24 protein-coding genes are annotated in these 24,780 nt (G+C 69.4%); 11 read left to right on the forward strand and 13 right to left on the reverse strand.

Going from position 1 to position 24,780, the window contains the following annotated elements:
* Positions 1–19: 19 nt before the first annotated feature.
* Positions 20–949, reverse strand: a complete 930-nt coding sequence (gene argF, locus BLS50_RS11800) for an ornithine carbamoyltransferase (RefSeq protein WP_074802272.1) — start codon at positions 947–949, stop codon at positions 20–22.
* Between the two features lie 411 nt (positions 950–1,360).
* On the opposite strand from argF, the gene BLS50_RS11810 reads away from it, so the two are divergent.
* Positions 1,361–1,681, forward strand: coding sequence for a DUF3579 domain-containing protein (locus tag BLS50_RS11810; protein WP_011546046.1), 321 nt, complete (start codon positions 1,361–1,363; stop codon positions 1,679–1,681).
* 153 nt (positions 1,682–1,834) lie between these two features.
* Here BLS50_RS11810 and rpsT read toward each other — a convergent pair whose 3' ends face one another.
* Positions 1,835–2,107 carry a 30S ribosomal protein S20 gene (gene rpsT, locus BLS50_RS11815; protein WP_006482211.1) on the reverse strand — a complete coding sequence of 91 codons (273 nt, stop codon included), beginning with the start codon at positions 2,105–2,107 and terminating at the stop codon, positions 1,835–1,837.
* Positions 2,108–2,412: 305 nt separating this feature from the next.
* Here rpsT and murJ point away from each other — a divergent pair, with 305 nt between their 5' ends.
* Positions 2,413–3,963 (forward strand): murein biosynthesis integral membrane protein MurJ, encoded by a 1,551-nt coding sequence (murJ, locus tag BLS50_RS11820; RefSeq protein ID WP_011694376.1) that lies wholly within the window; start codon positions 2,413–2,415, stop codon positions 3,961–3,963.
* Positions 3,964–3,971: 8 nt separating this feature from the next.
* Positions 3,972–4,814 carry a SirB1 family protein gene (locus BLS50_RS11825; RefSeq protein ID WP_011546044.1) on the forward strand — a complete coding sequence of 281 codons (843 nt, stop codon included), beginning with the start codon at positions 3,972–3,974 and terminating at the stop codon, positions 4,812–4,814.
* Positions 4,815–4,959: 145 nt separating this feature from the next.
* Here BLS50_RS11825 and adk read toward each other — a convergent pair whose 3' ends face one another.
* The 4 genes from adk to lpxK form a co-directional block, all read right to left on the reverse strand.
* A complete protein-coding gene (adk, locus tag BLS50_RS11830) occupies positions 4,960–5,622 on the reverse strand; it encodes an adenylate kinase (RefSeq protein WP_006482212.1) in 663 nt (220 codons plus the stop codon).
* A gap of 208 nt (positions 5,623–5,830) precedes the next feature.
* Complete coding sequence (gene kdsB / locus BLS50_RS11835) at positions 5,831–6,622, reverse strand: 3-deoxy-manno-octulosonate cytidylyltransferase (RefSeq protein WP_011546043.1); 792 nt, start codon at positions 6,620–6,622, stop codon at positions 5,831–5,833.
* A gap of 125 nt (positions 6,623–6,747) precedes the next feature.
* The gene (locus BLS50_RS11840) at positions 6,748–6,942 is read right to left on the reverse strand and encodes a Trm112 family protein (RefSeq protein WP_006482216.1); all 195 of its coding nucleotides are present in this window, start codon (positions 6,940–6,942) and stop codon (positions 6,748–6,750) included.
* On the reverse strand, positions 6,923–7,951 hold the full coding sequence (lpxK, locus tag BLS50_RS11845) for a tetraacyldisaccharide 4'-kinase (RefSeq protein ID WP_074802273.1): 1,029 nt from the start codon (positions 7,949–7,951) through the stop codon (positions 6,923–6,925). Before lpxK ends, BLS50_RS11840 begins: the two co-directional genes overlap by 20 nt.
* A gap of 449 nt (positions 7,952–8,400) precedes the next feature.
* Between lpxK and xseA the strand changes: the two genes are divergently transcribed.
* Entirely contained in the window at positions 8,401–9,783 is a 1,383-nt protein-coding gene (xseA, locus tag BLS50_RS11850; protein WP_074802274.1) for an exodeoxyribonuclease VII large subunit, read from the forward strand.
* Between the two features lie 232 nt (positions 9,784–10,015).
* Positions 10,016–10,594, forward strand: coding sequence for a superoxide dismutase [Fe] (gene sodB / locus BLS50_RS11855; protein WP_011546040.1), 579 nt, complete (start codon positions 10,016–10,018; stop codon positions 10,592–10,594).
* A 101-nt stretch (positions 10,595–10,695) separates the two neighbouring features.
* On the opposite strand, the gene chrA is transcribed toward sodB, so the two are convergent.
* Positions 10,696–11,907 (reverse strand): chromate efflux transporter, encoded by a 1,212-nt coding sequence (gene chrA / locus BLS50_RS11860; RefSeq protein WP_074802275.1) that lies wholly within the window; start codon positions 11,905–11,907, stop codon positions 10,696–10,698.
* Positions 11,908–12,014: 107 nt separating this feature from the next.
* Positions 12,015–12,722, reverse strand: a complete 708-nt coding sequence (locus BLS50_RS11865) for a Crp/Fnr family transcriptional regulator (protein WP_074802276.1) — start codon at positions 12,720–12,722, stop codon at positions 12,015–12,017.
* Positions 12,723–12,803: 81 nt separating this feature from the next.
* On the opposite strand from BLS50_RS11865, the gene BLS50_RS11870 reads away from it, so the two are divergent.
* The 3 genes from BLS50_RS11870 to BLS50_RS11880 all read left to right on the forward strand — a co-directional run bounded on the left by BLS50_RS11870 (position 12,804) and on the right by BLS50_RS11880 (position 15,073).
* Positions 12,804–13,328 carry an Mpo1 family 2-hydroxy fatty acid dioxygenase gene (locus tag BLS50_RS11870; protein ID WP_074802277.1) on the forward strand — a complete coding sequence of 175 codons (525 nt, stop codon included), beginning with the start codon at positions 12,804–12,806 and terminating at the stop codon, positions 13,326–13,328.
* Positions 13,321–14,376: a 2-dehydropantoate 2-reductase gene (locus BLS50_RS11875; RefSeq protein ID WP_074802797.1), complete on the forward strand. Its 1,056-nt coding sequence runs from the start codon at positions 13,321–13,323 to the stop codon at positions 14,374–14,376. Before BLS50_RS11870 ends, BLS50_RS11875 begins: the two co-directional genes overlap by 8 nt.
* Positions 14,377–14,467: 91 nt before the next feature.
* Complete coding sequence (locus BLS50_RS11880) at positions 14,468–15,073, forward strand: class I SAM-dependent methyltransferase (RefSeq protein ID WP_074802278.1); 606 nt, start codon at positions 14,468–14,470, stop codon at positions 15,071–15,073.
* 19 nt (positions 15,074–15,092) lie between these two features.
* Here the strand turns inward: BLS50_RS11880 and BLS50_RS11885 are convergent, their stop codons facing one another.
* Positions 15,093–16,367, reverse strand: coding sequence for an EAL domain-containing protein (locus BLS50_RS11885; protein ID WP_011546034.1), 1,275 nt, complete (start codon positions 16,365–16,367; stop codon positions 15,093–15,095).
* Positions 16,368–16,534: 167 nt separating this feature from the next.
* Positions 16,535–17,971 carry a multidrug transporter subunit MdtD gene (mdtD, locus tag BLS50_RS11890; RefSeq protein ID WP_074802279.1) on the reverse strand — a complete coding sequence of 479 codons (1,437 nt, stop codon included), beginning with the start codon at positions 17,969–17,971 and terminating at the stop codon, positions 16,535–16,537.
* A 245-nt stretch (positions 17,972–18,216) separates the two neighbouring features.
* Between mdtD and BLS50_RS11900 the strand changes: the two genes are divergently transcribed.
* Positions 18,217–18,540, forward strand: a complete 324-nt coding sequence (locus BLS50_RS11900) for a DUF2917 domain-containing protein (protein WP_074802280.1) — start codon at positions 18,217–18,219, stop codon at positions 18,538–18,540.
* Here the strand turns inward: BLS50_RS11900 and BLS50_RS11905 are convergent.
* Positions 18,513–19,745 (reverse strand): citrate/2-methylcitrate synthase, encoded by a 1,233-nt coding sequence (locus tag BLS50_RS11905; RefSeq protein ID WP_074802281.1) that lies wholly within the window; start codon positions 19,743–19,745, stop codon positions 18,513–18,515. The genes BLS50_RS11900 and BLS50_RS11905 overlap by 28 nt on opposite strands.
* A 140-nt stretch (positions 19,746–19,885) precedes the next feature.
* Here BLS50_RS11905 and BLS50_RS11910 point away from each other — a divergent pair, with 140 nt between their 5' ends.
* Positions 19,886–21,277 (forward strand): CoA transferase, encoded by a 1,392-nt coding sequence (locus BLS50_RS11910; protein ID WP_074802282.1) that lies wholly within the window; start codon positions 19,886–19,888, stop codon positions 21,275–21,277.
* Between the two features lie 21 nt (positions 21,278–21,298).
* Here the strand turns inward: BLS50_RS11910 and BLS50_RS11915 are convergent, their stop codons facing one another.
* Positions 21,299–22,045: a GntR family transcriptional regulator gene (locus BLS50_RS11915; protein ID WP_011546029.1), complete on the reverse strand. Its 747-nt coding sequence runs from the start codon at positions 22,043–22,045 to the stop codon at positions 21,299–21,301.
* Positions 22,046–22,212: 167 nt separating this feature from the next.
* On the opposite strand from BLS50_RS11915, the gene BLS50_RS11920 reads away from it, so the two are divergent.
* On the forward strand, positions 22,213–23,058 hold the full coding sequence (locus tag BLS50_RS11920) for an aldo/keto reductase (protein ID WP_074802283.1): 846 nt from the start codon (positions 22,213–22,215) through the stop codon (positions 23,056–23,058).
* Positions 23,059–23,085: 27 nt separating this feature from the next.
* Here the strand turns inward: BLS50_RS11920 and BLS50_RS36305 are convergent, their stop codons facing one another.
* Positions 23,086–24,513, reverse strand: a complete 1,428-nt coding sequence (locus tag BLS50_RS36305) for a hypothetical protein (RefSeq protein WP_074802798.1) — start codon at positions 24,511–24,513, stop codon at positions 23,086–23,088.
* Positions 24,514–24,780 lie beyond the last annotated feature (267 nt).

A 24,780-nucleotide genomic window follows, 5' to 3' on the forward strand; every position in this document is an offset into this window, starting at 1 on the left:
GTGTGCGTTGGGCGGCGCGTCAGTGCTTGAGGCGACCGAGCAGCAGGAATTCCATCAGCGCCTTCTGCACGTGCAGGCGGTTTTCCGCTTCGTCCCACACGACGCTCTGCGGGCCGTCGATCACGCCGGCCGTCACTTCCTCGCCGCGGTGCGCGGGCAGGCAGTGCATGAAGAGGGCATCCGGATTCGCATGGCCCATCATTTCCTCGTCGACGCACCAGTCGGCGAATGCCTGCTTGCGCGCCTCGTTCTCGGCCTCGAAGCCCATGCTCGTCCACACGTCGGTCGTCACGAGATCGGCGCCCTTGCACGCTTCGTTCGGATCGTCGAACACCTCGTAGAACGGCGCGCTGTCGGGCGACACGAGCTTCATGTCGAGCGCATAGCCGGGCGGCGTCGACAGGCGCAGCTTGAAGCCGAGGATCTGCGCGGCCTCGATCCACGTGTAGAGCATGTTGTTCGCGTCGCCGACCCACGCGACGGTCTTGCCGGCGATCGGGCCGCGGTGCTCGTAGTACGTGAAGATGTCGGCGAGCACCTGGCACGGGTGGTATTCGTTCGTCAGCCCGTTGATCACCGGCACGCGGGAATTCTGTGCGAAGCGCGTGATCACCTCCTGTTCGAACGTCCGGATCATGATGATGTCGACCATTCGCGAGATGACCTGCGCGGAATCCTCGACGGGCTCGCCGCGGCCGAGCTGCGTGTCGCGCGTGCTCATGAACACGGCGTGGCCGCCGAGCTGGAAGATCCCGGCCTCGAACGACAGGCGCGTGCGCGTCGAGCTCTTCTCGAAGATCATCGCGAGCGTGCGGTCGTGCAGCGGGTGATAGGTTTCGTAATTCTTGAACTTGCGCTTCAGGATACCCGTGCGTTCGAGCACGTACTCGTAGTCTTCCAGCGAGAAATCCTTGAACTGCAGGTAGTGACGAATGGTTTTGGCGGTCATGAAACGAAATACGGCGGTCTCACCCGGCCGCGAGGCCGGACGGCGCCGCCGTCGGGTGTGGATAACTCAAAGCAGCATAAAGGATTTTCTGTGCTTTGACGAGCCGTGGAACGACGCGGGGCAGGATCGCCGCGCCCGATCCGCGGTGCGGGAAGCGGGCCGTCGGGACGACGCGCGATGGCGCGCTGCGGTATAATTCAAAAGTTTTCTCCAGCCCGGCAGGCAAGGCTTTTCGCGCTCTGCCGGACACAAGCCGTGCGCTGCACACATCCGGTGCAGTCCACCGGCGGCGCGCATCGACGCCCCGTTTTCGGGATATCGATCGGCTCGTGCCGCCGCCTCTCCAGCTTTGTGTTCGCGTATCCAGGCGCCGTTGCCTGGACATCGCCGGGCCGTCACTTGGGTAACCACATGGCTGAAACCCCTCCGACCGAATTTTTCATCCAGGGCATCACGAAAGACGGGAAAAAGTTTCGCCCGAGCGACTGGTCGGAACGTCTGGCCGGTGTGATGGCCTGCTTCGGGCCGGGGGCGAGCGGGCCGAATGCGCGACTCAAGTATTCGCTGTACGTGCGCCCGACGATGCTCGGTGACCTGAAATGCGTGATCCTCGATTCGCGGTTGCGCGACATCGAGCCGATGGCTTTCGATTTCGTGCTGAATTTCGCGAAGGACAACAACCTCGTCGTGACCGAGGCGTGCGAATTGCCGGACTACAACACGAAGAAGTGAGTGATGCCGACGGGCGAGGGCGCGGGTTGCGTCCGCCCGGGCAACTGCCGCCGCGCGTGATGCGCAGTCGGCAGGCGACAAAAAAGCCCGCCTAGGCGGGCTTTTTCGTGATCGCAGGAAACAGGAACGCCCGCCTGAGCGGGCGCACCGGAGTTACGCTGCTGCCTGCAGGCCCTTGACGGCTGCGGCCAGGCGGCTCTTGCTGCGAGCGGCCTTGTTCTTGTGAACGATCTTCTTGTCGGCGATCGTGTCGATCGTCTTCACGGCAGCCTTGAACAGCTCGGCAGCCTTTGCCTGGTCGCCGGCTTCAACAGCCTTGCGAACCGACTTGATCGCGGTACGGAATTTCGAGCGCAGCGCCGAGTTGTGCGAGTTTGCCTTCGCGGCCTGGCGGGCGCGCTTGCGTGCTTGTGCGGAGTTAGCCATGACGGTTCCTTATCCTGTCCTGTTTCCAGAGCTTGGAGCCTGACGGCCAAGCGCTGCTTTTCGATCCGTCCCCTGAGAACGATTGCCCAGGGGCGCATAAAAAAACGGTGATTTTAACCGAGGCCGGGACATGAAAACGGCAGTTGCCGTGCATGTACGAGCCCAGAAACCGGCGATTATAGCAACAAAATCAAGCGAGTGGCAAGTTCAACGTGATGCCGGCCGGATGGAGCCGCGGGCGGCCGGTGCGCTTTTCGGCATCGGCCGGTGGCCGGGTCGCGCAACGTCCGTATAATAAGTGCCCCATGAATCTATTCCGAGCCCTGCTGACGGTCAGCGGCTTCACGCTGCTGTCGCGCGTGACCGGACTGGCCCGCGAGACGCTGATCGCCCGTGCGTTCGGCGCCAGTCAATACACCGACGCGTTCTACGTCGCCTTCCGTATCCCGAACCTGCTGCGCCGCCTGTCCGCCGAAGGCGCGTTCTCGCAGGCGTTCGTGCCGATCCTCGCCGAGTTCAAGAACCAGCAGGGGCACGATGCGACGAAGGCGCTCGTCGACGCGATGTCCACCGTGCTCGCGTGGGCGCTGGCCGTGCTGTCGGTCGTCGGGATCGCCGGCGCGTCGTGGGTCGTGTTCGCGGTCGCGTCCGGCCTGCACAGCGACGGCCAGGCGTTTCCGCTCGCGGTCACGATGACGCGGATCATGTTCCCGTACATCGTGTTCATTTCGCTGACCACGCTCGCGTCGGGCGTGCTGAACACGTACAAGAGCTTCTCGCTGCCCGCGTTCGCGCCGGTGCTGCTCAACGTCGCGTTCATCGCCGCGGCCGTGTTCGTCGCGCCGCACCTGAAGGTGCCGGTCTACGCGCTCGCGTGGGCCGTCATCGTCGGCGGCGTGCTGCAGTTTCTCGTGCAGTTGCCGGGCCTGAAGAAGATCGACATGGTGCCGCTGATCGGCCTGAACCCGCTGCGCGCGCTGCGTCATCCGGGCGTGAAGCGCGTGCTCGCGAAGATGGTGCCTGCCACGTTCGCGGTGTCCGTCGCGCAACTGTCGCTGATCATCAACACCAACATCGCGTCGCGGCTCGGGCAGGGCGCCGTGTCGTGGATCAACTACGCCGACCGCCTGATGGAGTTCCCGACGGCGCTGCTCGGCGTCGCGCTCGGCACGATCCTGCTGCCGAGCCTGTCGAAGGCGCACGTCGACGCCGATTCGCACGAATATTCGGCGCTGCTCGACTGGGGGCTGCGCGTCACGTTCCTGCTCGCGGCGCCGAGCGCGCTCGCGCTGTTCTTCTTCGCGACACCGCTCACCGCGACGCTGTTCAACTACGGCAAGTTCGACGCGCATACCGTCACGATGGTCGCGCGCGCGCTCGCGACCTACGGGATCGGCCTCGTCGGCATCATCCTGATCAAGATCCTCGCGCCGGGCTTCTATGCGAAGCAGGACATCAAGACGCCCGTGAAGATCGCGATCGGCGTGCTGATCGTCACGCAGCTGTCGAACTACGTGTTCGTGCCGCTGATCGGTCACGCGGGCCTCACGCTGAGCATCGGCGTCGGCGCGTGCCTGAATTCGCTGCTGCTGTTCCTCGGGCTGCGCAAGCGCGGCATCTACCAGCCGTCGCCGGGCTGGCTGCGCTTTTTCGTGCAGCTCGTCGGCGCGGCGCTCGTGCTCGCGGGCCTGATGCACTGGTGCGCGATCAGCTTCGACTGGACCGGCATGCGCGCGCAGCCGCTCGATCGCATTGCGCTGATGGCTGCGTGCCTCGTGCTGTTTGCTGCACTATATTTCGGTATGTTGTGGGTGATGGGCTTCAAATACGCTTACTTCAGAAGGCGCGCCAAGTGACGACCGCAATGACCCGCGTCCTCGACTACTTCAGCACGCTCGTGGCGGACGACGACAGTCTGCCCGTCACGGAAGCCGCGCTGTCGCTGGCGCAGGACGCGTATCCCGACCTCGACCTGCAGGGCACGCTGGCCGAACTCGACATGCTGGCGGCGCGGCTGCGCCGGCGGCTCGCCGACGATACGGACCTGAAGGGCCGCGTCGCCGCGCTGAACGACTTCTTCTTTCGCGAGCTCGGCTTCGCGTGCAATCACAACGATTACTACGACCCCGATAACAGCCACCTGAATGCCGTGCTGAAGCGGCGGCGCGGGATTCCGATCTCGCTGTCGGTGCTGTACCTGGAGCTCGCCGAGCAGATCGGCGTGCCGGCGCGCGGCGTATCGTTCCCCGGCCATTTCCTGCTGCGCGTGACGCTGCCGGATGGCGACCTGATCATCGATCCGACCAACGGCCATTCGCTGTCCGAAGCCGAGATGGTCGAGATGCTCGAGCCGTACGTCGCGCGGGCGGCGGGAGCGGTGGACAGCGCGTTGCGCGCGCTGCTGCAGCCCGCGACGAGCCGCGAGATCATCGCGCGGATGCTGCGCAACCTGAAGACGATCTATCTGCAGACGGAGCGCTGGCAGCGGTTGCTCGCGGTGCAGCAGCGGCTCGTGATCCTGCTGCCCGAGCAGCTCGACGAGGTGCGCGACCGCGGCTTCGCGTATGCGCGGCTCGACTACCTGCGCCCCGCGCTCGAGGATCTCGAGCAGTATCTCGGCGAGCGGCCCGAGGCGGAAGACGCGACCGTCGTCGAGTCGCAGGTCAGCGAATTGCGGCAACGGATGCAGCGCGACGGCGAGGATTGAGTCGCCAGCGCGCTCTTCTTGTACATGGAAAAAACGCCCGCATCGCGGGCGTTTTTCTTGCGCGCGTGCCGCAGGGGCGTGCAAATCGCGACAGGAAAGAAAAAAGCCGCCCGGACAGGGCGGCTTGCGGTGCGCGACGCGCTGCTTACTTCAGTGCGTCGAACGCGCGTTCGCGGATTTCGTCGACGGTGCCAAGGCCCGAGATCTTGCGATACTGCGGCGCCTTCAGACCGTTTTCCTCGCCGCGCTGCGCCCAGTCGCCGTAGTACGTGATCAGCGGCTTGGTCTGCGCTTCGTACACTTCGAGACGCTTTTTGACAGTTTCTTCCTTGTCGTCGTCGCGCTGGATCAGCGGTTCGCCCGTCACGTCGTCGTGACCTTCGACCTTCGGCGGGTTGAACTTGACGTGGTACGTGCGACCCGATGCCGGGTGCGTGCGGCGGCCGCTCATGCGCTCGATGATTTCCGAGAACGGGACGTCGATCTCGAGCACGTAGTCGATCGCGACGCCGGCTTCCTTCATTGCGTCAGCCTGCGCGATCGTGCGCGGAAAGCCGTCGAACAGATAGCCGTTCGCGCAGTCGGACTCCTTCAGACGCTCCTTGACCAGGCCGATGATCAGCGCGTCCGGCACGAGCTTGCCGGCATCCATGTAACCCTTCGCCTCGACGCCGAGCGGCGTGCCAGCCTTGACGGCCGCGCGCAGCATGTCGCCCGTCGAGATTTGCGGAATGCCGAATTTTTCCTTGATGAAGTTTGCCTGGGTGCCCTTTCCCGCGCCGGGCGCGCCCAACAGGATCAAACGCATGGTGATATCTCCAAGTATGTAGATTCGTGTGGCGAGACACAAAGGCGTCGGCGACAGCGGGCGCGGGGCTCGCCCGGCGCATGGCGGACCGGTCTGATGCGGCGCGTCGGTTCGAGCGACGCGCGGCTGCCGGCAGGGCCACGGGCGGGGTCAAGCGAGGACGCGCTGGTCGCGGACGGCTCGCACAATCGCCTGATTATGCCACGGGTTATTTTGAACCCGGCTGAAAAAGGGCCTGCACGCGCGCGAGATCGGCCGGCGTATCGATGCCGGCTTCGGGCGCGGATTCGGTGATCAGCACCGCGATGCGCTCGCCGTGCCACAGCGCGCGCAACTGTTCGAGCTGCTCGGCCTGTTCGATCGGCGCCTGCGCGAGCGACGGATAGGTGCGCAGGAAACGCGCGCGATACGCATAGAGGCCGATGTGCCGATAGACCGGGAAAGCCGGTGCAGGCATGGCCGCGACGTCGGGCCAGTGCGGCTGGTACGCGTCGCGGCTCCACGGAATCGGCGCGCGTGAGAAGTACAGCGCGACGCTCTGCGCGTCGAGCGCGACCTTCACGACGTTCGGATTGAACACGTCGGCCGCGTCGTGGATCGGGTGAGCGGCGGTCGCGATCGCGCACGCCGGATGCGCGGCCAGGTGCGACGCTACGTCGCGCACGAGCACGGGGTCGATCAGCGGCTCGTCGCCCTGCACGTTGACGACGACGGTGTCGTCGCGCCAGCCGAAGGCCGCCGCGACTTCCGCGAGCCGGTCGGTGCCGGACGGATGGTCGGCGCGCGTGAGCACCGCTTCGAAGCCGTGATCGCGCGCCGCGTCGAGCACGCTCTGCGCGTCGGACGCGACGAGCACCTGTTGCGCGCCCGCTTCGCGCGCGCGCTCGGCGACACGCACGACCATCGGCTTGCCGCCGAGATCGGCGAGCGGCTTGTTCGGGAGCCGCGTCGACGCGAGCCGGGCGGGAATGACGGCGATGAAGGGTGGCGGGTGAGTCATCGGGGGAGCGCTGGGAAGAACGGGGTGGGCGACGCCGGAAGCCGGGCGCCCGGCGAGTGCGGCAGCCCGGCCGGGGCCGGGCCGTCACGGTGTCGAACGGGGCGCCGGGCGAGCGGCGCGGCGGTTCAGCGGCCGGCCGGATCGACCGGCGTGCCTTCGACGGTCTGGCGCGCTTCGTCGACCAGCATCACGGGGATGCCGTCGCGGATCGGGTACGCGAGCTTGTCCGCGTTGCAGATCAGTTCCTGCGCGGCACGGTCGTAGTGGAGCGGGCCTTTGCAGATAGGGCACACAATGATTTCAAGCAGGCGAGCGTCCACGGAGTTTCTCCACAACGAGGGCAATGAGGCGAGGGTCGAGCGCGGCTTCGACGGGGACCACCCACAGTCGGGCGTCGCGCCAGGAAGCGCCCAATTTTACTGCATCCTTCTCGGTGATCAGGATCGCATCGACGGCATCGTCGACGAATGGATTGTCGGCGAACGCGTAATGGTCGGGCAGCGCGCGGGTGGCCGGCGCGAGACCGGCCGCCCGTAGCGTCGCGAAGAAGCGTTCCGGCGCGCCGATGCCGGCCGCGGCGAGCACGCGTTCGTGCGCGAATTGCGACAGCGGGCGGCGCAGCGCGGGCTGGTCGAGGTGCCAAGCGGCGCCCGGCGTCAGCGCGAGCGCATAGGTGTCGGGCCATGGCGGCAGCGCGCCGCTGTACGGATCGTTGACGAGCGTCGCGTCGCGGTGCCGCGACAGCGGCTCGCGCAGCGGGCCGGCCGGCAGCAGGAAGCCGTTGCCGCCGAGCCGGTGGTCGAATACGACCAGCTCGACGGTGCGCGCGAGGCGGTAGTGCTGCAGGCCGTCGTCGCTGACGATCACGTCGACGTCCGGATGCGCGGCGCGCAGCGCCTGCGCGGCCGCGACGCGGTCGGGGCACACCCACACGGGTGCGCCGGTGCGGCGCGCGATCAGCAGCGGTTCGTCGCCGGCCGCGCCCGCGCGCGACGCCGACGTGACGGCGGTGGGTGCCTTCACGTTCGCGCCGTAGCCGCGCGACACGACGCCGGGCGTGAAGCCGGCCGCGCGCAGCGCGTCGACGAGCGCGATCACGGTCGGCGTCTTGCCGGTGCCGCCGACGGTCACGTTGCCGACCACGACTACCGGCACGCCGACGTCGACCGGCTGCTTCCAGCCCTGCGCGTAAGCGGTGCGCCGCAGCGCCGCGCACAGGCCGAACACGCAGGCGAACGGCGTGAGCGCCCACGCGAGCGCGCCGCGCCGCTGCCATTCGCGTGTCAGGCGCGCTTCGAGTCGCGCGAGCGGGCCGCCGGGCGCGCTCATCGGGCCGGGCGCGGCGCGTCGTGCGCCGCGGCGAGGGACGGATTCGTCAAGGCGGATTCTCCGTTGGGCGGCGCATGCCGCAGGGTCCGTGGAAGGCGGCACTCTAGCGCGCCGCACGCCGGCGCGGCAAGCGCGACCGGCCGCCGCAGCGTGCGGGGCCGGATCGCGGCGCCCTGTGGATAACTCTGTGAAAAACTCCCCCGTCGATTGTCTCAAACGCCCGTCCGGCGGGCCTCGAATCGGATGAGAATCATTCTGAAAGGTTTAAAAAATTATAAAAATCAAGGCGTTACCGAGAATCGTCTGGTTTTTTTAGCGGTTTCCGCGCGTTTTACGCGGACGAATGCCAGAGTGTGGACACCTTCCGTGCGCGACGGCGAATACGGCGGCGCTGGACGCCGCGCGCGTGTCGGACTATCGTGACGCCGCCAGCATTCATCCGACCGCCCATGCTTTCCGATTCCCCTTTTTCCGCCCCCGGCGCCACCCGCGGCGGCGACGAAGTGATTCCCGTTTCGGCGCTCAATCGTGCGATTTCGACGATGCTCGAGCGCTCGTTTCCGCTGTTATGGATTTCCGGCGAAGTGTCGAATTTCACGCGCGCCGCGAGCGGCCACTGGTATTTCTCGATCAAGGACCAGCAGGCGCAGATGCGCTGCGTGATGTTCCGTGGCCGCGCCCAGTATGCGGAATTCACGCCGCGCGAAGGCGACCGCATCGAGGTGCGCGCGGTCGTCACGATGTACGAGCCGCGCGGCGAAGTGCAGCTCAACGTCGAAGCCGTGCGGCGCACCGGGCAGGGGCGCCTGTACGAGGCATTCCTGCGGCTGAAGGCGCAGCTCGAGGCCGAGGGCCTGTTCGCCCCCGAGCGCAAGCGGCCGCTGCCGGCGCACCCGCGCGCGATCGGCATCGTCACGTCGCTGCAGGCCGCCGCGCTGCGCGACGTGCTGACCACGCTCGCCCGGCGCGCGCCGCATATTCCGGTGATCGTCTATCCGGCCCCCGTGCAGGGCGCCGGTTCCGCCGAAAAGCTCGTCGCGGCCGTGGCGACCGCGAATGCGCGGCGCGAGGTAGACGTGCTGCTGGTCTGTCGCGGCGGCGGCTCGATCGAGGATCTGTGGTCGTTCAACGACGAAGCGCTGGCGCGCGCGATCGCGGCGAGCGAGCTGCCGGTCGTCAGCGGCGTCGGGCACGAAACCGATTTCACGATCGCCGACTTCGCGGCCGACCTGCGCGCGCCGACGCCGACCGGCGCGGCCGAACTCGCGAGCCCGCAGCGCGCGCTGCTGCTGCGCGAGGTCGGCGAGCGCCAGCGTGCGCTCGCGCGCGGCATGGCGCGCCGGCTCGAACAGCGCGCGCAGCAGCTCGACTGGCTCGCGCGCCGGCTCGTGAGTCCGGCCGAGCGGCTGCAGCGGCAGCGCACGCACGTCCAGCAGCTCGCGGCGCGGCTGGCGTCGGCGGCGTCGCGGCCGGTGCGCGATGCCCGTGCGCGTTTCGCGCTCGCGCAGTTGCGCTGGCAGCGCGCGCGGCCCGATGCGTCGCAGGCGCGCCACGCGCTCGCGGGGCTGTCGCAGCGTCTGGCCAGCGCGTTGCAGCGCCGTCACGAACGCGACACGGCGCGCGTGTCGGCCTGTGCCGCGCGGCTCGAGGTGCTGAGCCCGCAGCGTACGCTCGAGCGCGGCTATGCGGCGCTGATCGATGCGCAGACGGGCCGTGCGGTGCGCGCGCCGAACGCGCTGAAGCCGCAGCGGCGCCTGACCGTGCATCTCGCCGAAGGCTCGGCCGACGTGTCGCTCGCCGACGTGCAGCCGCGGCTGACCGATACGATCTGACGCAAGAAGCGGCGCGCGCGACACGCGAGGATCGTCGCAACGCATGCGGCGCGGCCGGGCACGAATGCTGCGCATCGTCCGGTTCGTCCTGCCGGACGTCGCGCCAGCAGCGCTTTTCCGCATACCGCGGATAAATGGCCCGTGAGTTTGCGGGGTTATTCGTCCTCGCCTACAATCGGACGCTCGGTAGCATCCAACACAGCCTCCCTACATACTCAACGAAGGAATCGCCATGGCTCATACGCTCCCGCCGCTCCCGTACGCTGAAGACGCACTCGCGCCGACCATCTCGCTCGAGACGATCCAGTACCACTACGGCAAGCACCATCAGGCATATGTGACGAACCTGAACAATCTGATCCCGGGCACGGAATTCGAAAACCTGCCGCTGGAAGAGATCGTGAAGAAGTCGTCGGGCGGCATCTTCAACAACGCCGCGCAAGTGTGGAACCACACGTTCTTCTGGAACAGCCTGTCGCCGAACGGCGGCGGCGCACCGACGGGCGCGCTGGGCGACGCGATCAACGCGAAGTGGGGTTCGTACGACGCATTCAAGGAAGCGTTCACGAAGGCCGCAGTCGGCACGTTCGGTTCGGGCTGGGCATGGCTCGTGAAGAAGGCCGATGGTTCGCTCGACATCGTGTCGACGAGCAACGCAGCCACGCCGCTGACGACCGCCGACAAGGCGCTGCTGACGATCGACGTGTGGGAACACGCGTACTACATCGACTACCGCAACGCGCGTCCGAAGTTCGTCGAAGCGTACTGGAACATCGTGAACTGGGACTTCGCAGCGAAGAACTTCGCGTAAGTCCGGCGCCTGCGCGCCGCCACGGCGCGCGGCATCGAAAAAAGCCCTCGTTTCGAGGGCTTTTTGTTTTTGCGCGGCCCGAACGTGCCGCGCTCGCCGGATCAGCCGGCGATGCCGAGCAGCCAGCCGAGCGCTGCGCTCGCGATCACGACGGCCCATGGCGGCACGCGCCAGAACACCAGCGCGACGAAGGCGACCAGCGCGGCGGCCAGGTCGCGCGGCGCGACGATCGTGTCGGTCCAGACCGGATGATAGAGCGCGGCGAGCAGCAGCCCGACGACGGCCGCGTTCACGCCGGCGAGCGCGGCCTGCATGTGCGCGCTGCGGCGCAGGCGTTCCCAGAACGGCGCGGTGCCGGCGATGAGCAGAAACGATGGCGCGAAGATCGACACGAGTGCGATCGTGCCGCCGAGCCAGCCGTTCGGCGCATCGCGCAGCGACGCACCGAGGAATGCCGAGAACGTGAACAGCGGCCCCGGCACGGCCTGCGCGACGCCATACCCGGCGAGAAACGCCGAATCGCCGACCCAGCCGGGCGCGACCACGGCCGCCTGCAGCAGCGGCAGCACCACGTGGCCGCCGCCGAACACGAGCGCACCCGTGCGGAAGAACGCATCGACGACGGCGAGCGTATCGGAGCGCAGCACGCGGGCCGCGAACGGCAGCGCGACGAGCAGCGCCGCGAACAGCAGAAGCCACGCCACGCCCGCGCGGGGCGACACGTGCAGCGGCAACGGTTCGTGCGCGTCGCGCGCCGGTTGCGGCAGCAGCACGAGACCGGCCGCGCCGGCCACGACGATCACCGCGACCTGCGTCCAGGCGGCCGGTGCGAGCAGCGCGACGCAGGCGGTGGCGGCCATCAGCGTGACGCGCCGCGTATCCGGGCACAGCGTGCGCGCCATGCCCCATACTGCTTGCGCGATCACCGCGACCGACACGATGCGCAGCCCGTGCAGCGCGCCGGCTTCGATTGGCGCGCCCGTCGCGTGAACGCCGAGCGCGAACAGCATCATCAGCAGCGCCGACGGCAACGTGAAACCGAGCCACGCGGCGAACATGCCGGCATAGCCGGCGCGCGCGAGACCGATCGCCATCCCGACCTGGCTGCTCGCCGGCCCCGGCAGGAACTGGCACAGCCCGACCAGATCGGCATAGGTGCGCTCCGTGAGCCAGCCGCGCCGTGTGACGAATTCCGCGCGAAAGTAGCCGAGATGCGCGACCGGTCCCCCGAACGACGTGAGGCCGAGTCGCAGGAACGCGATGAAGACGGGCCACGGATGACGGGCGGGGGCGGGGACGGTCGACGTGTTCAAGGCGGTGCGCGCGGCTGGCGGAACGAGTCGCCACGATAGCGCAACTCGGCGGCTGCGGGGCGGCGCGTAGCGGTCGACAGAGGCCGACAGAGGCCGTTGCGCGGCGTTCAGGACGCGCCGTCGCCGAGCCCGCTCGCGCGGCGCAATGCGTCGATGTCGACGAGCTCGATCTCGCCGACGTGCAGCCGCACCACGCCGTCGGCCTGCAATGCCTTCAGCAACTGGTTGGTGGTCTGCCGCGTCAGCGACAGCATCGACGCGAGCGTTTCCTGCGAGAGCCGGATATGCGTGCGCCCGGCGCTGATGCCGCCGTAGCCTTCGGCGATCATCAGCAGCCGCGCGGCGAGCCGCTGCGCGGCCGGCATCACGCTCATCGACTCGACGGTCAGGAAGCTCAGGCGCAGCTTTTGCGCCATCAGCAGCGCGAACTGCCGCCAGTACTGCGGCGTGGTATCGAGGATCGCGAGCAGCGCGGCCTGCGGCACGTGCAGCAGCAGCGTGTCGTCGAGCGCGATGGCGTCGTGCGTGCGCGGCTGGCCGTCGAACAACGCGATCTCGCCGAACCACGTGACGGGCTCGGCCACCGTCAGCAGCGCTTCCTTGCCCTGCGGATCGACCGCCCCTATCGTGAGTGAACCGGCCAGTACCGCGTACAGCCCGCACGGCGGGTCGCCGCGCCGGAACAGCGCGTGGCCGGACGGCAGACGGCGCAGCGTCGCGCGGGCGATCAGGTCGGCGCGCAGCGCGGGCGGCAGCCCGGCGAACCACGGGTTCGCTTCGATCTGCGGCAGGTACGGGGCGAGCGAAGAGGGCATGGGCACGCGATGTCGGGTAGCTGACAGAGGTTCTCGGGCGTGACGCGCATCATAGCGCTCAATAACCGATCAGGAGACGCCATGAAGACCCTCGAAGACCATCTTTCCCAGTATGCGGCCTACCATCGCGACGCGCGCAACATCGCGACGCATCTGATCGGCATCCCGATGATCGTGTTCGCGGTCGAGGTGCTGCTGTCGCGGCCGGCGCTCGGGATGCTGGCCGGCATCGCGCTGTCGCCGGCGCTGCTGCTCGCCGTCGTGTCGGCGCTGTTCTACCTGCGTCTCGACCTGCGGTTCGGGATCGTGATGACCGGGCTGCTCGCCCTCGGCCTGTGGGCCGCGCAGTCGCTGGCGCCGCTGCCGACCGCGCAATGGCTTGCAATCGGCATCGGCGCGTTCGTCGTCGGCTGGATCGTGCAGTTCGTCGGGCACTGGTTCGAAGGCCGCAAGCCCGCGTTCGTCGACGATCTGGTCGGCCTGATCATCGGGCCGCTGTTCGTCGTCGCCGAGGTCGCGTTCTTCGCGGGGCTGCGCGGCGACGTGCGCCGCGAAGTCGAGCGGCGCGCGGGCCCCGTGCATGGCGGCGCGCATTCGCATGTCTGATGCGCCGGCCGGCCCGGTCTGCGTATTCGGCGCGGGCGCGGTCGGCTGTTATCTCGGCGGCTGCCTCGCGGCAGCCGGCGCGCACGTCACGCTCGTCGGCCGCGCACGGATCGGCGACGCGATTCATCTGCACGGACTCACGCTGACCGACCGGCGCGGCTATCGCGCGGCGCTCGCGCCGGCCGATGTCGGATTCACCACCGATCCGGCCGCGGCGGCCGACGCGCGGCTCGTGCTGGTCGCGGTGAAGTCGGCCGCCACGCGCGAGGCTGCCGCGCAACTGGCCGGCGTGCTGCGGCCGGGCGCGATCGTGATCAGCTTCCAGAACGGCCTGCACAACGCCGACGTGCTGCGCGACGCACTCCCGCAAGCGACCGTGCTGGCCGGCATGGTGCCGTTCAACGTGATCGAGCGCGGGCCCGGCGCGTTTCACCAGGGCTCGGCCGGGAGGCTGGCGGTCGACGCGTCGCCCGCGCTGCAGCCGTTCACCGGCCTGTTCGCGCGCGCCGGCTTGCCGCTCGTGCTGCATCGCGACATGCGCGCCGTGCAGTGGGCGAAGCTGCTGCTCAACCTGAACAATGCGGTCAATGCGCTCGCGAACCTGCCGCTGCGCGACGAGCTCGCCCAACGCACGTACCGGCGCTGCGTCGCATTGGCCCAGCGCGAGGCGCTGCCCTGGCTGGCGCGGGCCGCGATCCGGCCTGCGCGCTTGACGCCGCTGCCGGCCGCATGGATTCCGGCGATGCTCGAGCTGCCCGATGCGGCTTTCCGCGTGCTCGGCGGCCGGATGCTCGCGATCGATCCGTTGGCGCGCTCGTCGATGTCCGACGATCTCGCGGCGCATCGTGCGACCGAAGTCGAATGGATCAACGGTGAAATCGTGCGGCTGGCCGGGCGCTTCGGCGCGCCGGCGCCGGTCAATGCGCGGCTGTGCGCGCTCGTCCACGACGCGGAAAGCGCGGCGGCGCGTCCGGCGTGGCGCGGCGATGCGCTGTGGGCCGACCTGGCCGCGCAGGTGCCGCGTGCGGGCCACGTGCCGGCCGCGTAGGCCGGTGTCGCAGCGCCTGCCGGCGGCGCGGGCCGGGCGCAACGACTAAGATGCGGAGTGCGTCATCCGACGTCCTTGCGGAGCAATCGCCATGGTGGATCGCCCGACTCTCGATGCCTACGACGCCCATGCCGCGCAATACGCGCAGGACTGGCTCGACCAGGCTGCGCCCGACGACATGTACGCGCTGCTCGAACAGCATTTCTCGCCGGGGCTGACCGCCGACGTCGGCTGCGGCGCGGGGCGCGACACGGCCTGGCTCGCGTCGCGCGGCTTCGACGTGTGCGGCTACGACGCGAGCGCCGCGCTGCTCGACGAGGCGCGGCGGCGCCATCGCGATCTGACGTTCGAACTGGCCGCGCTGCCGGCGCTGGCCGGCGTACCGTCCGGCGCGTTTCGCAACGTGCTGTGCGAAACGGTCGTCATGCATCTCGAACAGGCGGATGCAGCGGCGGCTGCCGCGCGGCTGGCCGATCTGCTGATGCCGGGCGGCACGTTGTACCTGAGCTGGCGGGTGGCCGGAAGCGGCATGTTGCGCGACGAGCGCGGCCGCCTCTATACGCCGCTCGACTCGGCGCGGATGCATGCGGCACTGGGCGCGGGCGTGCACGTGATCGACGAACACGAGGTCGTCAGCGTGTCGTCCGGCAAGCGCGTGCACCGGCTGATCGTGCGCAAGGCGGGCGGCGACGCGTGAGCGCGCCGCGCTGGCGAACTCACTCGCGGCTGAGTGCCGCTTCCCAGTTGATGTCGACGCAGAGCACCTGCATGCCCGTCGCGGCCGGTGCGGCGATCGACGCGGTCACGCACAGGTGCGCCTCGTTGATCGACAGGTAGGGCGGCGTCAGATGCACGCCGCCGGGCGCGCGCATCGCGTCGATGAAGTACGGGCGGCGTTCCCAGCTCGCGCCTTCGGAATGCAGCAGCGGGCGGAAGCGCTTCGCACGTTGCGACACGCTGCCGCGCGCGAGCACGTTGTCGCCGATCTGGCGGCCCGACGCGTCGAGCAGGAAGCAGCGCGCGGTCTCGGGCAGCCCGAGCACGGCGGCGGCCGCATCGGTGAGCGATTCGCCCGCGCCGAGCTTGCGGCTCGCGTCCTCGAGCGCGGCCACGTACGGCGCGAGCCGTTCGGCCTGCGTGCGTTCGCGCTGCGCGACGCGCAGCCGCAGCGCGGCCGACAGCGTATCCATGCAGCCCGCGGCGGCCTGCGGCTGCACCGGATCGACGCTCGGCCCCGCGAAGTACTGGCCCTGCACGAAATCGACGTCGCATTCGAGCGCGATCAGCGCGTCGCGTTCGGTCGCGAGCCCGCCCATCAGCACGAGCTGGCCGGATTCGTGCAGCAGCGACACGAGCCCCGGCAGTACGCGTTCGAGATGCGAGTGCTCGCTCGCCTGCGCGAGGATGCCGCGGTCGAGCGTGACGATGTCGGGATGCAGGTGCCACACGCGATCGATGTTCGAATGCTTCGCGCCGAATCCGACGAGCGCGATCAGGAAGCCGGCCTTGCGCAGCCCGTCGATGATCGCCGCATAGCGCGGCGTCTCGCCGCCGGCCTGTTCGGGCACCTCGAGCACCACGCGGTGCGGCGGCAGCCCGAGCGCCTTCAGGTTCGCGAGCAGCGCGTCGCCGTAGATGGTGTCCATCAGCGCGGCCGGATGCAGGCTCAGGAAGAGCCACTCGTCGTGGCTGTCGAACGCGTGGAAGTTACCGAGATGCAACGATTCGGCGAGCCGGCCGAGCTCGAGCAGGTCGCCGCGCCGCGCCGCCTGCGTGAACACCTCGTGCGACGCCACCTGGCGGCTTTCCTCGTCGTGCGCGCGCAGCGACGCGTGATAGCCGATCGCGCGCCGGTGCGACACCGAGAACACGGGCTGGAACACGCTGAACACGGTGTAGCCGCCGTACAGCACGGTGCGTCGGTTCCCGTCGTCGCCGGCGACCGGGCGGGGCGGCTGAAAGCCGGGGGGATCGATTTCGATCATGCTCATGATGTCGGCCGAAGGAAGACTCCCAGTTTACCTACAGAATACGCGAGCAAGAAGTATGCACGGCAGGCGCCGTGTGCGGCCGCCCGCCGCCGCCGACATGCGCACGCGTGCCGGGCCGCGCTGCACCGCGATGGTGCGTTCCGGCCCGATTCGGCGCGCGCCGCGCGTCACGCGCGCTCGGACGGGTCGGTCTTGCGCGCGGTGCTGCGGATATCGGGCGCGAGCTGCGCGAAGATCCACGCGGACGCGGCCGTGATGATCCCGACGCAGATGAAGGTCGCATGGAACGCCGGCAGCGTGTTGCTCGGCGTCACGGTGCGCAGCATGCCGGTGAACGTTGCGAGCAGCGCGCCGGCGACCGTGACGCCGAGGCTCATCGACAGCATCTGCACGAGCGAGAACAGGCTGTTGCCGCTGCTCGCGCCGCCGGTGCCGAGATCCTTCAGCGTCAGCGTGTTCATCGCGGTGAACTGCATCGAGTTGAAGCCGCCGAACAGCGCGAGATGCACGACCTTCACCCACACCGGCACCGTGTCGCGCATCAGCGCGAAGCTCGCCATCATCACGCCGACCATGATCGTGTTCGCGAGCAGCACCTTGCGGTAGCCGTGCTGCGTGATCAGCCGCGTGATGATCCGCTTCGAGAACATGCCGGCCGCCGCAACCGGCAGCATCATCAGCCCGGCCTCGAACGCCGAGTAACCGAGGCTCACCTGCAGCAGCAGCGGGATCAGGTACGGCATCGCGCCGCTGCCGATCCGCGCGAACAGGTTGCCAAGCAGCCCGACGCTGAACGTGTGGATCTTGAACAGCTCCAGCGAGAAGATCGGCTGCGGCGCGCGCACCGCGTACAGCCCGTACGCGACGAAGCACGCGAGGCTCAGGATCAGCAGCACCAGCACGGCCGCGTGCTGCATGCCGAGATCGGCGAGCCCGTCGAGCGACAGCGAGATCGCGACCATGCCGATCGTCAGCAGCAGATAGCCCTTCAGGTCGAAGCGGCCGGCGGCCGGGTTGCGCGAGTCGGGCATCGAATAGAAGGTCGCGATGCAGCCCGCGACGCCGACCGGCACGTTGATCAGGAAGATCCAGTGCCACGACGCGATCTTCACGAGCCAGCCGCCGAGCGTCGGCCCGATCAGCGGGCCGATGAGGCCCGGAATCGCGACGAACGACAGCGCGGGCAGGTAGCGTTCGGCCGGAAAGGTGCGCAGCACCGCGAGCCGCCCGACCGGCAGCAGCATCGCGCCGCCGACCCCCTGCACGACGCGGAACGCGACGAGCTGCGTCAGCGTATGCGCGTTCGCGCACAGCAGCGAGCCGAGCGAGAACACCAGGATCGCGCTGAAGAACACGCGCCGCGTGCCGAACGTATCGGCGAGCCACCCCGACACGGGGATCATCACCGCCATCGTCAGCGAATACGCGATCACGACCGATTGCATCCGCAGCGGCGATTCGCCGAGGCTCGCGGCCATCGACGGCAGCGCCGTGTTGACGATCGTCGCGTCGAGCGTCTGCATGAAGAAGCCCGTCGCAACGAGCCAGAGCATCACGGTGAGGTTCTTTTCGCCGGGAGCGGCGGCGGGCGGGCGTTGGAACATGACGGCGGGGGCGGTGGCGCGGGACAGCCGACATTGTAGGGAAAGCCGCCGCGCCGTGCAGGTTCGGCGCGGTATGTCGTGTGGCCCGCCGACTGGCCCGGACCGCCCGGTCCGGCCCGCGGGAAGCCTGTCCCCGTCGGCCGGCCAGTACAGTTCAGCCGAAAGTGTCTGCGGCCGTATCTGTCCGTGTGCCGTCACTGTCCGAAATACTGGCGTCATCGAACCCGTGCGACCAGGAGGCTGCCATGCGCGAACTGCGACTTTACGTAATGGACGGCGACGAGCCGGCCGGACGGTGGCGGATCGTCGATCGCACGCTGCTCGAAGTGGCAGAAGGCGACGTGTGGGTGACCGTCGAGGGCCGGTCCGACGATCACTGGCTGGGCGCGGGCGCATCGTTGACCTTGCTGCCCGGCATGCGCGTGTGGGTCAGCGCGGGGGCGCGCGGTGCGACGTTCGCATTCGGCCCGCTCGCGGCGCCGGCCGTGCGCACCGCGTCTGCATGGTGGCGTCCGTTCGCCGCGTGGCGTGACGGCCGGCGTCACGCGGCCGCGTCGCTGCCGACGTAGCGGGCGCGCGGCCGAATCAGCTTCCCGTCCGCGTACTGTTCGAGCGCATGCGCGATCCAGCCGGCCGTGCGGCCGGCCGCGAACAGCGTGAATGCCGCGCCGTCGGGCAGCGCGAGCGTGCGCTCCAGCACCGCGAGCGCGAAATCGATCGCCGGCTGCAGGCCCGTCGCCGCTTCGACGCGTGCGGCGAGCGCGTGCGCGACGCGCAGCGCCGGCCGCTCGGGCGCCGCTGCGTGCAGCGCATCGAGCAGCGCCCGCGCGCGCGGGTCGCCGTCGGGGTACAGCGGGTGTGCGAAGCCTGACAGGGCGGTGCGGCCGCCGTCCGCGCGCTCGTCGTGCGCCAGCCGCAGCGCGAGGTAGCGATCGAGATCGGCGGCGCGGGCCGCTTCGTCGAGCAGCGTGCCGGCGCGGAACGTCTCGCCGCCGTGGCGCGGCCCCGACAGCGCCGCGAGCCCGCCCGAGATCGCGCCGAACAGATGGGTGCCGGTCGACGCGATGCAGCGTACCGCGAAGGTCGACGGATTCAGTTCGTGATCGGCGCACAGCACGAGCGCGCGCCGCAGCAGGTCGGCTTCATTGCGCCGCCGCACGCGCCACGCGGCCGCGAGCTGTTGGTGCACGGGCGCGTCGCCCGGCGCGATGCCGGCGAGCGCGGCCGTCGCGACGCGCAGCAGCAGCGCCGCGGCATCGAGCTGTGCGTCGCGTCCCTGCGCCCACAGACGCGGCAGCGAGGCGGCGGCGGCCGGCAGCAGCACCAGCGTGCGTTCGAGCGGCGCGAGGTGCGCCCAGCGACGCGCCCAGTCGTCCCACTGCGCCGCGTCGAAACCGGTCGACGCGAGCGACGCGGCGGCCAGCCGCGCGGGCGCACAGTCCCACAGCCGCGCGGCCGTTTCTTCGAGTGTCGCCGCGTCGGCCAGCGCGATCGCATCGGCGCCGCGGTAGCGCAGGCGACCGTCGGCGATCTGCGTGATCCGCGATTCCAGGACCGGCACGCCCCAGTCGAGTGAACGTTCGGCGACGCCGCCCGCGCGCTTCGCGTCGGCGCGGCGGCGCGCGAGCAGGCGCACTTCGTTGGCGTCGTAGCGCCGGCGCTTGGTCGCGCCGTCGGGCAGCGAGCGCAGCAGGCCGCGGCTCACGTACGCGTAGAGGGTGCTCACGCTGACGCCGAGCATGTCGGCGGCTTCCTGCGCGCTGAGAGACGTCATGCCGGTTGCTCCTGTCGCCGCGCATGAAGCGCGGGCGCGCTACAACTATTCGTTATGTATTGATTCGCGCAATCAAGATTGATCGCGCCTGTCGCGAATTCTAGACTCGTTTCCGTCTCCTCAACGGCGTCTCCTTCACCATGACACCCGATTCCGCCTTGGCGCATCTTTGGCAACTCGCACGCGGCGAACGCGACGCGCTGGCCCGCGCGACCGTGACCGGGCAGGACCCGACGCTACCGTCGACGTTTCATGTCGGCACGCTCGCGGCCGCGACGATCGCCGCGGCCGGGCTCGCGGCAGCCGAATGCCATCGGCTGCGGACGGGCGTGGCGCAATCGGTCGACGTGTCGGTGCGCGACGCGCTCGTGGCGTTCCGCAGCGAACGCTACCTGCGCGTGGACGACGGCCCGCCGCCGGAATTGCGTCATCCGGTGACCGGCTTCTTCGAGACGGGCGACGGGCGCTGGATTCAGCTGCACGCGAATTTCCCGCATCACCTGCACGGTATTCTCGACGTGCTCGGCTGCGGCCCGCAGCCCGCCGACGTCGCCGCGGCGATCCGTACCTGGGACGGCGCGGCGCTCGATACCGCGCTGGCCGAGGCCGGCCTGTGCGCGGCATTGATCAGAACCCCTGACGAATGGGCGGCGCACGAGCAGGCGCGCGCGATCGCGTCGCTGCCGCTGTTCGAGATCGAGCGGATCGGCGACGCGCCGGCCGAGCCGATCGGCCGCGGCGAGGCCAGCCAGCCGCTGGCCGGCGTGCGCGTGCTCGATCTCACGCGCATCATCGCGGGCCCGGTCGCGGGCCGCACGTTGGCCTCGCACGGCGCGCAGACGCTGCTCGTCAACGGTCCGCACCTGCCGAACATCGCGCCGCTCGTGATCGACAACGGGCGCGGCAAGCGTTCGACGTGGATCGATCTGCGCGACGCGGCAGGCGTCGATACGCTGCACGCCCTGGCGCGCGAGGCGGACGTGTTTCTGCAGTCGTACCGCCCCGGCGCGCTCGCCGTGCGCGGTTTCACGCCGCAGGCGCTGGCGGCGCGGCGGCCCGGCATCGTCTACGTGTCGGTGTCGGCGTACGGGCATGCAGGGCCGTGGGCGCAGCGGCGCGGGTTCGACAGCCTCGTGCAGTCGGCGAGCGGCATCGCATGGCAGGAGCAGCAGGCCGCGCAGGCGAGCGTGCCGCGCCATCTGCCGTGCCAGGCGCTCGATCATGCAACGGGGTATCTCGCAGCGTTCGGCGCGATGATCGCGCTCGCCCGGCGGGCACGCGAAGGGGGAAGCTGGCACGTGCGGATGTCGCTCGCGCAGACGGGGCGCTGGCTGCAGTCGTTCGGCGCGGTGCCGGACGGGCTGCAGGCGCCCGATCTCGCGCTGGCCGACGTGCGCGACCGGATCGACCGCATCGCGTCGCCGTTCGGCGCGCTCGACACCGTGCGGCCGGCCGAGCGGTTGTCGGCGACGCCGCCGTCGTTCGCGCGGCCGCCGGTGCCGCTCGGCACCGACGACGCGCGCTGGCTGTAAGGGGAGGCGGCGCGGCTCGCGTTACTTGCGTAGCTCGACGACGAAATCGTAGTAGTCGTTGCGGCAGTAGGTATCGGTCAGTTCGATCGCGCGCTGGTCGGACGTATAACCGATCCGCGTGATCAGCAGCAGGGCGTCGTGCGGGGCGATGCCCATCTGCTCGGCGATCTCGTCGGTCGCGTTCACCGCGCGGAAATGCTGCAGCGCGCGCACGATCGGCGTGCCGCGCGCTTCGAGATAGCTGTACAGCGAACCGGCGATCGCCTGCGGATCGGGAATCAGCGTCGCGGGGAACGTCGAGTTCTCGACGGCCATCACGATGCCGTCGGCGAGACGCAGGCGTTTCAGGCGCGTAACCGACGCGGCCGGCGACAGGCCGAGCTGGATCACTTCGTCGCGGTTGGCGGGCTGGATTTCGCGCGCGAGCCACTGCGAGCTGGGCTTGAAACCGCGGCGCTCGAGCATCTCGCTGAAGCTCGACAGCCGCGACAGCGGATCTTCGTAGCGCGGCTGGATGAAGTTGCCCGCGCCTTGCGTACGGCGGATCAGGCCTTGCTCGACGAGCAGCGCGATCGCCTTGCGCGCGGTGATGCGCGACACGCCGAGCGCTTCGGACAACACACGCTCGGAAGGCAGCGCTTCGCCGGCCGTCCAGCGGTTGTCGTGGATCGCATCGCCGAGCTTGCGGGCGAGCTGCAGGTAGAGCGGCGTATCGTTGTCGGGGTCGGGGCGCAGGTCCTGCCAGCGGTCGTCCGTGGGTGCCTTCATACAATGGGTATCGATCAGGTTGCGGCCATTCTAAGTCATCATGCCGCGCCGTTATAGCCGGTTTTTGCCGTGTAATAGGCCGGGGGCGCACCGATTGACTACACTGATGCGTCGTATCCGATGCTTCGGCCGCGGTGGGCGGCCACGAATTCGCGACGAGGACACGCATGACAGACACGATCGCCACGGTCGTCTTGCCGAACGGCGAGACGATTCCGAAGCTGGGCCTGGGTACCTGGGAAATGGGCGAGCGGCCGGCGCGGCGCGCGGACGAGATCGCCGCGCTGCGCGAAGGCATCGAACGCGGGATGACGCTGGTCGATACCGCCGAGATGTACGGCGACGGTGCGACCGAGGAACTCGTCGGCGACGCGCTCGCCGACTTGCGCGACGACGTGTTCCTCGTCAGCAAGGTCTACCCGCACCATGCGAGCCGGCGTGGCGTCGTCGCCGCGTGCGACGCGAGCCTCAAGCGCCTGCGTACCGATCGCCTCGATCTATATCTGCTGCACTGGCGCGGTTCGGTGCCGCTCGCGGAAACGGTCGAGGGCTTCGACGCGTTGCAGCGCGCGGGCAAGATCCGCCACTGGGGCGTGAGCAACTTCGATACGGCCGACATGGCCGAGCTCGTCGACGAGGCGGGCGGCGGTGCGTGCGCAACCAACCAGATTCTCTACAACATCGCGCGACGCGGCCCGGAATTCGACCTGCTGCCGTGGCTGGCCGATCATCGGATTCCGGCGATGGCGTACAGCCCGGTCGATCACGGGCGGCTGCCGAAACGCTCGCCGCTCGACGAGATCGCGCGGCTGCGCGGCGTGTCGGTGATGCGCGTCGCGCTGGCGTGGGTGCTCGCGCAGCCGGGCGTATTCGCGATTCCGAAGGCGTCGCGGATCGAACACGTGCGTGACAACCGTGCCGCGCTCGATGTCGTGTTCAGCGATGACGAGCGCGCGCAGCTTGACGCATATTTCCGTCCGCCGCGCAGCAAGCGCGCGCTCGAGATGCTCTGACCGACTTCGGCCGGGCAACGCGTCGGGTCAGTGGTTGCCGCCGGACGATCCACCGTTGCCGTGACCGCCGCCATTGCCGTTGCCGGCGCCATGGCCGTTGCCGACGCCGTTGGCACCGCCGTTGCCGGCGCCGCCGCTGCCATTGCCGTTACCGTTGCCGCCGCCATTGCCGTGGCCGCCGGTGCCGTTGGCGCCGCCGCTCCCGCCGCCGTTACCCGCGCCTCCACCGCCGTTACCGTTGCTGCCGCCGGCATTGCCACTGTTGCCGCCATTGCCACGGCCGTTGCCGACGCCGTTGGCGCCGCCGTTGCCGGCTCCGCCACTGCCGTTGCCATTGCCGTTGCCACCGCCATTACCGTGGCCACCCCCGCCGTTACCATGGCCGCCGCCGCCGCCGCCGCCGCCGCCGTTGCCGTTGCCGCCGCCGTTGCCGCCGCCGTTGCCGCCGCCGTTGCCGCCGCCGTTGCCGCCACCGTTGCCGCCACCGTTGCCGCCACCGCCGCCACCGCCGCCGCCACCACCGCCGCCGCCGCCGCCACCACCGTTGCCATGGCCGCCGCCGTTGCCGTTGCCACCGCCACCGTTGCCATGGCCGCCGCCATTGCCGTGGCCACCGCCGCCGTCACCATGGCCGCCGCCGTTGCCGTGACCACCACCGCCGTCACCATGGCCGCCGCCATTGCCGTGACCACCGCCGTCACCGTGGCCACCGCCACCCGAGGTGCCTCCCCCGGAAGTACCGCCACCCGAAGTGCCGCCACCCGAAGTGCCTCCACCCGAAGTACCACCACCCGAAGTGCCGCCACCCGAAGTGCCGCCACCCGAAGTGCCGCCACCCGAAGTGCCGCCACCCGAAGTGCCGCCACCCGAAGTGCCGCCACCCGAAGTACCGCCACCTGAAGTACCGCCACCTGAAGTACCGCCACCCGAAGTGCCGCCACCCGAGGTGCCTCCACCCGAGGTGCCTCCACCGGAAGTGCCTCCACCGGAAGTGCCGCCATCCGAGCCACCGTTGCCGGACGCATTGCCTCCACGGCCCGTGCCGCCCGTACTGCCTGAGGTACCACCTGTCGTTCCGCCGACGCCGGCAGGTCCGACGGCGCCGTTCCCGTTGTTTCCGCCGCTACCGTTTCCGTTCCCACCACCGGTGCCACCGCCGCTCCCACTGCCGCTCCCACTGCCGCTCCCACTGCCGCCCGCACCGGCACCGCCATTACCGACGCCCCGGCCGGCATAAACGTGCACCGCGCACGCAGCCGGATTGGCGGCGCACGGCGATGCGTTCTCGACCAGGGTCATGATGGTGTCCGCGCTGGCATTTGCGTCGGACGCGGAGTCAGGTGTGGTGTTCTGTGCGACGGCATACGAGCAGCAGCACGCCAAAGCGGCCGCGGCCAGCAAGGTTGCACGAGGGCGCCGTCCCGCCGTGCGGAACGGTTGTTTCGTCTTATGCATCATGGCCTCCCCATGCGCGCGATGCCTCGTTGCCGCGCGACTATTCACGTGTGGTGCAGGGGGGCTTAAAAGATTCGTTGTCCTATCGTCAGCCGATGGCCTCCGGGCCAGCGTTTGACGCTGGCCGCGAACGCGGATCGGCACGCGGGCCCGCCGTGCGCATCCCACTCTGCGAGATTCGTGCCAGCGGCCGCGCGGGGCCGTGGCGCAAGGCGGGCGCAGTCACGTGACCACGCATGCAACGTCGTCGGGGAGGGTTTTGTTTCC

Source organism: Burkholderia orbicola (assembly GCF_900100915.1).
In the GTDB taxonomy this organism is placed as follows: Bacteria; Pseudomonadota; Gammaproteobacteria; order Burkholderiales; family Burkholderiaceae; genus Burkholderia; species Burkholderia orbicola.